Annotated in this window: 11 protein-coding genes; 5 read left to right on the forward strand and 6 right to left on the reverse strand. The window is 64.3% G+C overall.

The window, feature by feature from the left end; all coding sequences use genetic code 11:
- Positions 1-84: 84 nt before the first annotated feature.
- The 3 genes from ACP16H_RS22730 (at position 85) to ACP16H_RS22740 (ending at position 2,372) form a co-directional block, all read left to right on the forward strand.
- Positions 85-780, forward strand: coding sequence for a GntR family transcriptional regulator (locus ACP16H_RS22730; protein WP_425074517.1), 696 nt, complete (start codon positions 85-87; stop codon positions 778-780).
- A 312-nt stretch (positions 781-1,092) separates the two neighbouring features.
- Complete coding sequence (locus ACP16H_RS22735; protein ID WP_425074518.1) at positions 1,093-1,815, forward strand: SDR family NAD(P)-dependent oxidoreductase; 723 nt, start codon at positions 1,093-1,095, stop codon at positions 1,813-1,815.
- A 107-nt stretch (positions 1,816-1,922) separates the two neighbouring features.
- Complete coding sequence (locus ACP16H_RS22740) at positions 1,923-2,372, forward strand: MarR family winged helix-turn-helix transcriptional regulator (protein ID WP_425074519.1); 450 nt, start codon at positions 1,923-1,925, stop codon at positions 2,370-2,372.
- Here the strand turns inward: ACP16H_RS22740 and arsJ are convergent.
- The 3 genes from arsJ to ACP16H_RS22755 all read right to left on the reverse strand — a co-directional run bounded on the left by arsJ (position 2,369) and on the right by ACP16H_RS22755 (position 5,576).
- The gene (arsJ, locus tag ACP16H_RS22745; protein WP_425074520.1) at positions 2,369-3,613 is read right to left on the reverse strand and encodes an organoarsenical effux MFS transporter ArsJ; all 1,245 of its coding nucleotides are present in this window, start codon (positions 3,611-3,613) and stop codon (positions 2,369-2,371) included. The two genes, ACP16H_RS22740 and arsJ, sit on opposite strands and share 4 nt — an antisense overlap.
- A 140-nt stretch (positions 3,614-3,753) precedes the next feature.
- On the reverse strand, positions 3,754-4,752 hold the full coding sequence (locus ACP16H_RS22750) for an ArsJ-associated glyceraldehyde-3-phosphate dehydrogenase (protein WP_425074521.1): 999 nt from the start codon (positions 4,750-4,752) through the stop codon (positions 3,754-3,756).
- On the reverse strand, positions 4,749-5,576 hold the full coding sequence (locus ACP16H_RS22755; protein WP_425074522.1) for a helix-turn-helix domain-containing protein: 828 nt from the start codon (positions 5,574-5,576) through the stop codon (positions 4,749-4,751). The genes ACP16H_RS22750 and ACP16H_RS22755 overlap by 4 nt, the downstream gene beginning before the upstream one ends.
- A 102-nt stretch (positions 5,577-5,678) precedes the next feature.
- Between ACP16H_RS22755 and ACP16H_RS22760 the strand changes: the two genes are divergently transcribed.
- Positions 5,679-6,635 (forward strand): zinc-binding metallopeptidase family protein, encoded by a 957-nt coding sequence (locus ACP16H_RS22760; RefSeq protein ID WP_425074523.1) that lies wholly within the window; start codon positions 5,679-5,681, stop codon positions 6,633-6,635.
- 103 nt (positions 6,636-6,738) lie between these two features.
- On the opposite strand, the gene ACP16H_RS22765 is transcribed toward ACP16H_RS22760, so the two are convergent.
- The 3 genes from ACP16H_RS22765 to dctP all read right to left on the reverse strand — a co-directional run bounded on the left by ACP16H_RS22765 (position 6,739) and on the right by dctP (position 9,870).
- Positions 6,739-8,139, reverse strand: a complete 1,401-nt coding sequence (locus ACP16H_RS22765) for a TRAP transporter large permease (protein ID WP_425074524.1) — start codon at positions 8,137-8,139, stop codon at positions 6,739-6,741.
- The gene (locus tag ACP16H_RS22770; RefSeq protein ID WP_425074525.1) at positions 8,136-8,768 is read right to left on the reverse strand and encodes a TRAP transporter small permease subunit; all 633 of its coding nucleotides are present in this window, start codon (positions 8,766-8,768) and stop codon (positions 8,136-8,138) included. The genes ACP16H_RS22765 and ACP16H_RS22770 overlap by 4 nt, the downstream gene beginning before the upstream one ends.
- A gap of 91 nt (positions 8,769-8,859) precedes the next feature.
- Positions 8,860-9,870, reverse strand: coding sequence for a TRAP transporter substrate-binding protein DctP (gene dctP, locus ACP16H_RS22775; protein ID WP_425074526.1), 1,011 nt, complete (start codon positions 9,868-9,870; stop codon positions 8,860-8,862).
- 477 nt (positions 9,871-10,347) lie between these two features.
- On the opposite strand from dctP, the gene acs reads away from it, so the two are divergent.
- The coding region (gene acs, locus ACP16H_RS22780) for an acetate--CoA ligase (RefSeq protein WP_425074527.1) at positions 10,348-12,287 on the forward strand (1,940 nt) is incomplete at its 3' end.

A 12,287-nucleotide genomic window follows, 5' to 3' on the forward strand; every position in this document is an offset into this window, starting at 1 on the left:
AGTTAATCCGCTAATATGCTAGTTGAGCAGTTGTGTCAACGAACCCTCTTGTCTAAACTCGCGAGACCAGCCAACAGGACGCGCATGTCAGATACCGCCCTCGCCAGTCTCTCCGTCGCGCCGCAGAAGTCGGCCACCGACCTCGTGTTCGATACGCTCTACAATGCGGTGATCTCGTTGCAGCTTCCGCCGGGCACACGGGTCTCCGAGGCTGACGTGGCCGCGCAACTCAACGTGTCCCGCCAGCCTGTGCGCGATGCCTTCTTTCGCCTGTCGAAACTGGGCTTCCTGCTGATCCGGCCCCAGCGCGCCACGCTCATCACGAAAATCAGCCGCAAGGCCGTCATGGACGCCGCCTTCATCCGCACCGCCATCGAATGCGAATGCCTGCGCGAGGCGACGACCCGCATGACACCCGAGGCCGCCCGCCAATTGCAGGCCAGCCTGAACGCGCAGGAGGCCGCGCTGGATTCCTCGGACCCGACGGTTTTCCACGCCCTCGACGACAGCTTTCACCGGATCCTGGCCACCATCGCGGGTCACCGCCCCGCATGGGACCTGATCGCAGAACAAAAGGCCCACATGGACCGCATCCGCTTTCTGACCCTGTCGGGCGAACGCCAGCGCAGCGTCTACGGCGAACACAAGGCCATCGTGGAAGCGCTGGTGGCGGGCGACGCCGCCGCCGCCGAATCCAACCTCCGCACCCATCTCGGAGACATCGGCAACGTCCTCGCCCGCGTCAGCGCCCAGCACGCGGACTATTTCGACGAGGCCTGACGGGGGCACCGCTGCGCAGGGGCGTAGGTCGGGGCTATGCCCCGACTCCCTTTGGGAAAGTCCGGCGTTAACCTCTTATGACGCAACGTCACGCTACAAAGGTTAACATCCGGCCGTTTATCCCCCACAAACCGGCCGGTTCACCCCTTAAAATCGGGAAACCTTGGTAAATATCTCCCTGCGGCCTTGTATGCGCCTCGCCGAGCCACCCCAGATCTGGCCAGCGTGCGCCGTGTTAACCCGACCGAACGCCCCCTTAACCCCGGCCCGCATTAATGCTTTTCTGGGCCAAGGCAGACACGAGGGGCCCCCATGCAGATCGACTATTCCGGCCAGACCGTCCTGATCACCGGCGCCGCAGGCGGACTGGGTCGCGCCATGGCCGACCGTTACCGCGAGATGGGCGCGAACCTCGTGCTCTCCGATCTGAATCCTGACGCTATTCCAACCTGTTCGAGGACGTTAACCACGCTGTGCGACGTCACCGACGCAGGCTCCGTCCGCGCCATGGTCAAGGCAGGTGTCGATCGCTTTGGCCCGCTCGACGTGGCGGTGAACAACGCCGGTATCTCCGGCCCCTTCGGCAAGTTCATGGACCTGTCCGCCGCCGACTGGAACAGCCTCCTGTCCATCAATTTGACGGGCCTTTTCAATTGCCTGCAGGCCGAAGTTCCACAGATGCGCGAGGCAGGGCGCATCCTCAACCTGTCCTCTCTCGCCGGTGTCGCCGGCGCGCCCGGCCTCGCCGCCTATGCCGCCACCAAACACGGAGTCCTCGGCCTCACCCGCTCCCTCGCGCATGAACTCCGCAAACAGCAGATCCGCGTCAACGCGCTCTGTCCCAGCTTCACCGACACTCCCATGCTCGACGCCATGGGCCCGGAAAAATCGAGGTTTCACACACCCTTGAACGCCATGGGCCGCTTTGGCACCGCCAACGAAATGGCCGACGCCGCGCTCTGGATCACCTCGCGGGAAAACAGTTTCATGACCGGCCAGGCCATCAGTCTGGATGGTGGAATCTCTGCCCTCTGACCGCGTGCGGTGCAAAAGGAAGTCGCTAACCCTTGATGGGCTATCCTTCAGATCGCCCCCGTCACAGCGCGTTTGACCGTTCCCGCGAAAAGCCCCATGAAAGACGCATGAGCCAGACACCCCTGCCAGACTTCGACCTCGCGCGCTTCACCCCCTACCGCCTTGCGGTGGCGGCAGAAAAGACCTCCGAGGAACTCTCGCGCCAGTACCGCGCGCGCTTCGGTATCTCGATTTCCGAATGGCGCGTGCTGGTGCATCTGGCGCAACCGCTCGACGGTGCCGCCACCGTGTCGGTCCGCGACATCGAAGCCCGCGTCGCCATGGAGAAAAGCAAGGTCAGCCGCGCCGCTTCGCGCCTCGAATCAGCCGGGCTGATCGTAAAGGCCGTCGACGCAGGCGATCGCCGCCTCGTCCGCCTTGGCCTCACCGACAAGGGCCGCACCCTCATGGCCGAGATCCTGCCCCTTGCGCTCGCCTACCAGCGCGAGATCGAGGCCCGTCTGGCCGACGCCTTCGCCGGTCTCGAGGCCGGTCTCGAAGCCCTGCTGCGCGACTAGGCCCGCAGCCTTGACGCTGCGAACGCGCTGACCGCCACCATGGCCGCTGCCGTCGCCAGGCACAGCGCCAGACCGCCCAGCTGGTAGCTCAGGCCGGACAACAACGTTCCCAACAGGCGCCCCGCCGCATTCGCCATGTAATAGAACCCCACGTCCATCGTGACCCGATCGCCCTTCGAAAAGGCGAGGATCAGGTAGCTGTGCAGCGACGAATTCACGGCAAAGATCGCCCCGAACACCAGCAGCCCGCCAATGATCGTCGCCGTCAGCCAGGGCGCCGGGGCGCCTGACGCCAGGACCAGGGCCGCGAGGATAACCGGCACGGGCACCAGCCACAGTGCCCAGCTGCGCGCCGCCGCAACGATCTCCGCCTCGGGGCGGGTGGCCGCCTTCAACGCCTTGGGTGCCCAAGCCTGCACCGCGCCATAAAGGATCGTCCAGACCGCCATGAAGCTGCCGATGGTAAAGAAAGCCGCGCGGTTGCCCGCCTCGGAACCGTCTGAAAGAACAGCATAAAAATACACCGGAATGCCCACCACGAACCAGACATCCCGCGCCCCGAACAAAAACACCCGGGCTGCGGACAGCCAGTTCACGTTGTGATCCGTCGAAAAGACCGAGGCGAACTTCACGCCCTTCTTGCCCGCGGGCAGCCCCCCCGGCATCCGCAGCGCAACCGCGATCAAGATCACCGCCAGCACCGCGGCCATGCCCCAGACCGACGCTTCGAACCCAGCCACGGCAAGCAAGGCCGCCCCCAGCAGAAAGCCCGCGCCCTTGACTGCGTTCTTCGATCCGGTCAGCACCGCCACCCAGCGGAACAGCCCACCCTGCCCCTTGGGGGCCAGCAGCTTCACCGCCGATTTCGCCGACATCTTGGCAAGGTCCTTGGCCACGCCCGACAGCCCCTGCACCGCCATGACATAAACCACCGAGGCCCCCAGCCCCCAGCCCGGGTCCAGCTGCGCCAGCGCGACCAGCGCCACTACCTGCAATCCCAGCCCGGCATAAAGCGTCGAGGTCAGCCCGAACCGCGCCGCCAGCCAGCCCGCCGACAGGTTCGTGACCACGCCCGCAACCTCGTACAGCAGGAAGAGATACGCCAGTTGCACCGCACTGAACCCCAGCGTGTGAAAATGCAGCAGCACCAGCATCCTGAGCGCGCCATCGCTCAGCATGAAGGCCCAGTAGGCTGCCGTCACCGCAATATAGGCCGCCAGCGGGCGAGACGTGTCGGTCATGTGAACTTCCTGTCGCATGGGGGCGCTGCCCCCGTCACCTGCGGTGACTCCCCCGGAGTATTTCTCGCCAAGAAGAAGCAGGAAACGCTGGCTTCTTCTTGGCGAGAAATACTCAATCTGAAGGAGTCGCCCGCGCGCCCTCAGAGGGACGCGCCCACCATCAGCGCCACATCCGCCAGCCGCTGGGCATAGCCCCACTCGTTGTCATACCAGGCGTAGATCTTCACTTGGGTGCCGTTGATGACCATGGTCGACGGCGCATCCACGATCGACGAGCGCGGGTCGTTCACGTAATCGGTCGAGACCAAAGGCCGCGTCTCGTAGCCGAGTATACCCTTCAGAGGCCCCTCAGCCGCCCCCTGGAACAGCGCGTTGACCTCCTCCACCGTGGTCTCCCGTTCAACCTCGAACACGCAATCCGTCAGCGAGGCATTCAGCAGCGGCACCCGCACAGCGTGGCCGTTCAGACGCCCTGTCAATTCGGGATAAATCAGCGTGATCGCCGTGGCCGACCCGGTCGAGGTCGGGATCAGCGAGTTCAGGGCAGATCGTGCGCGGCGCAGGTCCTTTGCCGGACGATCCACGATGGTCTGCGTGTTGGTCACGTCATGGATCGTGGTCATCGAGCCGTGCCGGATCCCCAGGCCCTCGTGGATCACCTTCACCACCGGGGCGAGGCAGTTCGTCGTGCAGGAGGCCGCCGTCACGATCCGGTGCCGCGCCGGATCGTATGTGGCGTCGTTCACCCCCATGACGATATTCGCCGCATCGCCATCCTTCACCGGGGCCGAAACGACGACTTTCTTCACGCCCTTCTCGAAATAGGGCGCGATCTTGCCTTCGGTCTTGAAGTACCCGGTGCAGTCGATCACCACGTCGACGCCGTCCATCGGCAGATCGTCCAGCGACCGCGTGCAGAACACCGGCAGCCGCGTGCCGTCGATGGTGATGCTGTCGGCGTCATGGCTGAACGCGGCATCCCAGCGCCCATGCACCGTGTCGAACTCCAGAAGATGCGCGTGCATCTCGGGCGAGCCCACCGCGTCGTTGATCCAGGCGATCTTTGCGCCCTTCTCAAGCAGCGGCTTCAGCGCCAGTTTTCCCATTCGGCCCAGGCCGTTCAAAGCATATGTGGTCATGCGTTTTCTTCCGTGTTCAATGCGATGTCATCCACGCGGGCCTGAAGAGACGCCCGGTCCAGCGTGTCAAAGGGCAAGGCCGCAAAGGCCTTGATGCGGTTCTTCAACCCGCCATAGGCCTGCTGGAACGCCAGCTGCTTCTCGGCCTCGCTGCCCTCGACCTTCACCGGATCGGGCTGGCCCCAATGGCCGCTGATCGGCTGTCCGGGCCAGGGCGGGCATTCCTCGTTCGCCGCCGCGTCACAGACCGTGAACACGAAATCCATCCTCGGCGCATCCGGCAACTGGAATTCCGATACGGTCTTCGACCGCAGCTCGCTGGTGTCATGCCCCTTGGCCTGCAACAGCGCGACGGCGTAGGGGTTCAACTGCGACACGGCGCGCGTTCCCGCCGAAAACACCTCGAACCGCTCCGGCGCCCAGTCGCTCAGGATTGCCTCGGCAAAGATCGACCGGGCGGAGTTGCCCGAGCAGATGAACAGCACGTTCCATTTCCGGGTCATTAACCGATCCGTTTCATAAGGGTTGGCACAGGGCAGCCCGCGTCCCCGGCAACAGTCATCCACAAGGTACCCTGTCAGCCGCGCCGCCCCGGCCACATCCGCCGCATAGCGTAGCGACGTCCCGTGACGGTCCTGTGTCACCAGCCCCGCCTGCCGCAATTGCGCCAGCACCGCCGACAGGGACGAAGCCGGCAGCCCCAAGACCTCGGCCAGCTCCCCGGCCGCAACAGCCTCCGGGTAACGCCGCATCAGCAGGCGAAAGGCAGCCAGACGGCGCGGATGCGCCAGGGCCTGCAACTGAGCCAAAACATCATTTTCCATATTTCCGGAATAACGGAAATAAAAGGATTCGCAACCCCATCTGAACAGGGAACGCTTCCCCATCCGGCGCGTTCACCCTCCGGCCCCTCACGGAGAACCCCGATGCAAGTCTTCCACTGCCCCACCTGCGGGGCGACCCTCTGGTTCCACAACACCGCCTGCACCTGCGGGCAGGAGGTCTTCTTCGACCCCGACGCACAAGCCATGGTCTCGGACGCCGCGCCTTGCGCAAACCGCTCGGAAATCGCCTGCAACTGGCGCGCCGAACAGGACGACCTGTGCCGCTCCTGCGCCATGACCACCACGCTGCCCGACCTGCGCGAACCCGACAACGCAGCCCTCTGGCAGCGCACCGAGGAAGCCAAGCGCTGGGTCCTCGCCAACCTCATGCGCTGGGGCTGGTTCACGGCCTCCGACCAGGGCGCCCGCCCGGTATTCCAACTGCTCTCGGAACAAACCGCCGAGGGCACCGAACAAGTCACCATGGGCCACGCCTCCGGCACCATCACCATCAACGTGACCGAGGCCTCCGACACCGAACTCGTCCACCGCCAGCAACAGATGGGAGAGCTCTACCGCACCATGATCGGGCACATGCGGCACGAGATCGCGCATTTCCTGTTCGAACGCCTGGCAGAAAACCCGGATTTCCTAGAAACGTTCCGCGCCACCTTCGGCGACGAGCGCGCCGACTACGGCGAGGCGCTCAAAGCGCATTACGCCAACCCGAAGGACAAGGGCGACACCCACATCACGCAATACGCCACCGCCCATCCGCACGAGGACTGGGCCGAGACCATCGCCCACCTGCTCCACCTCACGGACCTGCTCGACAGCGCCGCCGCCGCCGGCCTTGCCCTGCCCGAAGGCCCGCCCCCGGGCTACGACGCCTATGCCGAGACCGACACCGAACACCTGCTCACCCACGCCATCAACCTCGCGCTGGCCATCAACCACGTGAACCGCGCGCTGGACCTGAACGACCTCTACCCCTTCATCCTGACCCAGCCCGTGCGCGACAAGCTCGCGACCGCCCACGCGGCCCTCCGTCAGCATTGAAAACCCAAAGGGCAGGAGCACAACGCCCCTGCCCTTCATCTTGATCCAAATACCCTCGGGGGAGTCGCTCCGCAGGAGCGGCGGGGGCAGAGCCCCCCCACGTCTATGCCAGCGAAGGCAACCAAAGCACGATCGACGGAAAGGCCACGAGCCCCGCGATCGTCACCGCATCGGCGATGAAGAACGGCGTCACCCCCCGGAACACATCCTGCACCGACAGCTCGGGCCGCACCCCCGCCACGACAAAGCAATTCAGCCCGATGGGCGGCGTGATCAGGCAGAACTCGGCCATCTTCACCACCAGGATGCCGAACCAGATCGCGCACATCGTCCCGCTCATGCCAAAGGCACTGTCCGCCGCCGCCACGCTCTCGCCGCCGTTCAGCGCCATGACCGCCGGGTAGACCACCGGCAGCGTCAGCAGCAGCATCCCGATGGCATCCATGAACATCCCCAGCACCGCATAGGCCAGCAGGATGAAGATCAGGATCGTCATGGGCGAATAATGCAGCGAGGTGATCCAGTCGGCAAAGGCTCCCGGCAGGTCCGCGAAGCCCAGGAAGCGCACGTAGATCAGCACGCCCCAGATGATTGTGAAGATCATGATCGACAGCTTCGCCGTCTCCACCAGCGCATCCAGCAATTCGCGCACCCGCATCCCGTGGACCAGCGCCATCAGGAACACGATGAAGGCACCGATGGCCCCGCCCTCGGTGGGCGTGCCCCATGCGTCGCCGCCGAAGGGGTTGTAAACAAAGAAGATGATGATGACGATTACCGCCACGATGGGCAGCGCGGGCGGCAGGGACGCAAACCGCTGCTTCCAAGAGAACCCGCGCACCGGCGGACCGAAGCCCGGGATCACCATGGCCATGCCCACGATCAGCGCGCCATAGACCACGGCCGAGAAAACGCCCGGCACAAAACCCGCCAGCAGCAGCTTGCCCACGTCCTGCTCGACGATGATGGCATAGATCACCAGAATGGCCGAGGGCGGGATCAGCGAGGCCAGCGTCCCCGCCGCCGCCACCACGCCCGCTGCGAACCGCTTGTCATAGCCGATGGCCAGCATCTCGGGGATGGCGATGCGCGCAAACACTGCCGAGGTCGCCACGGACGCCCCCGACACCGCCGCAAAACCCGCCGTGGCAAAGACCGTCGACACCGCCATGCCGCCCGGCAACCACGCCAGCCAGCGCTTGGCCGCCTCGAACAGCGCCCGCGTCAGCCCGGCGTAATAGGCGAGGTAGCCGATCAGGATGAAGGTCGGGATCAGCGACAGCGCCTGTGACGCCACCTTGCCATGCGGGATCTGCCCGGCGGTCTTCACTGCCACGCCAAGCGCCCAGCTGAACTGCGCCGGGTCCATGCCCTTCTTGGCCCAGAAGATCCAGATCAGCCCCACCAGCCCGGCCGCCGCCGCGGCAAAGGCCACGCGCATCCCCAGCACCACCAGCACCAGCATCCCGCCGGTGACCCAAAGCCCGATTTCGATGTTTGTCATGCGTCATGCCCCTGCATGTGCTCCGCCTCGGCCTGCGCCTGCTCTGCCGCCGACTGCACCAGCGGCACTGCCACCGGGCGCTCCAGCCCCAGTACAAAGGCCCGGCCAAAGCCCCACAGCTGCAAGGCCAGCCGCACGCAGATCACTGAAAACGCCACCGGCACCACCAGCTTGGCCGGCCACAGCGGCAGCCCGAGGTCGATGGAGCTGTCCCGGCTCCAGTTCGGCTTGGCGAAATCGAACGAGCGGTCGAAATGCGCCCAGGTCCCCCAGACCAGCAGCACCATCAGCACGAACACGGCCAGGGTGGTCAGGAACTCCGCCAGCCACAGCGGACGCCCCTTGAGCGCGCCCACCACGATGTCCATGCGGATATGTCCGCCTTGCCGCTGCACGTAGGAGATGCCAAAGATCGCGATCAGCGGCATGGCCATCTCGATCCAGTCGACATAGCCCTTGAGCGGCGCGTTGAACCCGTTGCGCCCGGTCACCGACACCACCGCCAGCATCATCAGGGCAAAGGCCCCGATGCCGGACAGCACAGCCATACCCCACTCGATTTTCAGCAAACCCCGGTCGAGGCGCGACAGAAGGCTGCCGTCCTCCAGAACAGATGCCGTTCCGGCCATGTCCCCTCCGTCCGCCCCTCTCGGGGCCCCCAGTCATGGTAAATCCCTGCAGAAAACCCCCGGCGCGATCCGCCGGGGGTCCATGGCCGCGTCAGTTGCCGCGCTGCGCCTTCAGCGTGCTGCGCACCAAGTCCAGCAGTTCCTGCGCCGGGATGCCCTGCGCCGACATTTCCTCGACCCAGGCGTCCTGGATCGGCTTGCCGCCCACCGCTTCGAAGTTGCCGAGCTGCTCGTCGGTGAACTGCACCTTCTTCACGTTCTTCTCGGCCAGCACGCCGTCCCACTTCTCCAGCGTCTGCCCGTAGAAGTCGATGTAGTACTGGATGGCCTCGTCGATCGAGCCGTCCAGCGCCGCGCGCTCCTCGTCGGTCAGCGCCTCGTAGGCGTCGATGCTGACCACGACCGGGCAGTTCACCGTGCCGGGGTTCAGGTTCTCGGTCCACCAGTCGGCCTCGTTCACGGTGCCAAAGCTCAGGTGCGCGTGCTGGGCAAAGGCCACGGTGTCCACAACCCCCGATTCCATAGCCTGATAAGCTTCGTTCGAGGTCACCGAGGTCGGCACAGCGCCCACCGCCTCGAAGGCCTTGCCAATGCCGCCCGTCGCGCGCACCCGCATGCCCTTGAAGCTGTCCAGCGTGTCACGCGGCTCGCCGGTGCCCACCAGATTGTACTGCGGCATCGGCGAGGTCATCAGCAACCGCGCGTTCCACTGCGCCATCTCCTCGGCCACCGCCGGATGCGCGTAGACCGCGTTCGACACGGCGACCTCTTCGGCCAGCGTATTCACGCCGAGGAACGGCAGTTCCAGCACGGTGATCGCGCGGTTCTTGTCCGGGTGATAACCAGCGCAAATCTGCGCCATCTCGAAGGCGCCGATGGAAATGCCGTCGAGGTTCTCGGTGTTCTTGGACAGCCCTTCATAAGAGATGTTCATGGTGAACTCGCCGTTGGTCTTTTCGGCCACCAGGTCGGCGAGCTTGTGGATGTGCTCGGTGAAGGCGCGGCGCTTGCCCCAGACGGACACGTTCCATTCGGTCGCGGCGGCCTCGGTTGCAATGCTCAGCGCCAGCGCCGACACACAGATCTTCGTCATCATGTTCATGGTCATCCTCCCAGATGTGCGGGCGCTTGCACGCCCCTCCCTCGCGGCGGTTTGCCCGCCCTGCATCGGAGCCTAGAGCAACGCTCCCGGGGCGCAAGGCATTTGGCGCACCAAAATGGATTCGGACCGCACGATCGGCAAGGTGGCTGCCGTTAGCGGTACACAATTGCATACCGCAACCTTTTGTCACACCTCCGGCTTATGCTGCACCGCCAATGCCGCGACGCAGAAACAGGCAAGTCGCACACTACACACGCATCGCGCGAAAACGCCAAGCCCCGGTAAAACAAGGATGTTAGCGTTTAACACGAAAATTACTTTACAGGTTATCAAACGATTTTCGACAGATTTTACACAAAAATCCTTATGAAAAGCATAGTTATAGAAAAATTTGCCGCTTTATGTATTTTGCCCCTATCGATGGTGACGCCGCGACAACCGTACCGTCCCGACTGACAAATGGAGGGGGAGAGATCCATGAACGAACAGACCAAGCCCACCACCGCCGCAACCTATGCGCCTTCGGCCGACATCGTGGCCAAGGCCCACATCGATGCCACGAAATACGACGCGATGTATGCGGCGTCGGTTGCTGATCCGGCGGCTTTCTGGGGCGAGCAGGCGAAGCGGCTCGACTGGATGAAACAGCCGACCGAGATCAAGAACACCGATTTCACCCTCGGCCAGGTCAAGATCGAGTGGTTCCGCGACGGCACGCTGAACGTGGCCGCGAACTGCATCGACCGCCATCTGGAAAAGCGCGGCAACCAGACAGCCATCATCTTTGAACCCGATGATCCCAACGAGCAGGCGCAGTCGATTTCCTACAACGACCTGCACCGCCGCGTCTGCCGCATGGCAAACGTGCTGGAAACCATGGGCGTCAAGAAGGGCGACCGGGTCATCATCTACCTCCCGATGATCCCCGAGGCCGCCTATGCCATGCTCGCCTGCGCCCGCATCGGCGCGATCCATTCCATCGTCTTCGCCGGCTTCTCGCCCGACGCCCTCGCCGCCCGTGTGAACGGCTGCGACGCCAAGGTCGTCATCACCGCCGACGAAGCCCCGCGCGGAGGCCGCAAGACCCCGCTGAAGACCAATGCCGACAAGGCGCTCTTGCACTGCAAGGACAGCGTGAAGTGCCTCGTGGTCAAGCGCACCGGTGGCCAGACCACCTGGGTGGACGGCCGCGATTATGACTACAACGAGATGGCTCTGGAAGCGTCCGACTACTGCCAGCCCGTTGAAATGAATGCCGAAGACCCGCTGTTCATCCTTTACACCTCCGGCTCGACGGGCCAGCCGAAGGGCGTTGTACACACGACGGGTGGATATCTCCTTTACGCGTCGCTGACGCAGGAAGTTGTCTTCGATTATCATGAAGGCGACGTTTACTGGTGCACGGCAGACGTGGGTTGGGTCACCGGACACTCGTATATCGTGTACGGTCCGCTGGCGAACGGCGCGACCACGCTGATGTTCGAGGGCGTGCCGACCTACCCGGATGCCAGCCGTTTCTGGCAGGTCTGCGAAAAGCACAAGGTGAACCAGTTCTACACCGCGCCGACGGCGATCCGCGCGCTGATGGGCCAGGGTCCGGAGTTCGTCGAGAAATGCGACCTCAGCTCCCTGCGCATCCTCGGCACTGTGGGCGAACCGATCAACCCCGAGGCCTGGAACTGGTACAACGACATCGTCGGCAAAGGTAAATGCCCGATCGTCGACACTTGGTGGCAGACCGAGACCGGCGGCCACCTGCTGACCCCGCTGCCGGGCGCCCATGCAACCAAACCGGGTGCCGCGATGAAGCCGTTCTTTGGCGTGCAGCCGGTGGTTCTGGACCCGCAGTCGGGCCAGGAAATCGACGCCTTGCCGACCGAGGGCGTACTGGCGATCAAGGACAGCTGGCCCGGCCAGATGCGCACCGTCTGGGGCGATCACGAGCGGTTCGAGAAGACCTACTTTGCTGATTACAAAGGCTATTACTTCTCGGGCGACGGCTGCCGCCGCGACGCGGACGGCGACTACTGGATCACCGGGCGCGTCGATGACGTCATCAACGTCTCGGGCCACCGCATGGGCACCGCAGAGGTCGAATCGGCCCTCGTGGCGCATGAGAAGGTCGCCGAGGCCGCAGTGGTCGGCTACCCGCACGAGATCAAGGGCCAGGGCATTTACTGCTACGTCACCTTGATGAACGGCGTGGAGCCTTCGGAGGATCTGAAGAAGGAGCTACGCACCTGGGTCCGCACGGAAATCGGCCCGATCGCGTCCCCCGACCTGATCCAATGGGCCCCCGGCCTGCCCAAGACCCGCTCGGGCAAGATCATGCGCCGCATCCTGCGCAAGATCGCCGAAAACGACTACGGCGCCCTCGGCGACACCTCCACACTCGCAGAACCCGCCGTCGTCGACGA

The sequence above is a fragment of the Sagittula sp. S175 genome (assembly GCF_049800975.1).
Taxonomy (GTDB): Bacteria; Pseudomonadota; Alphaproteobacteria; order Rhodobacterales; family Rhodobacteraceae; genus Sagittula.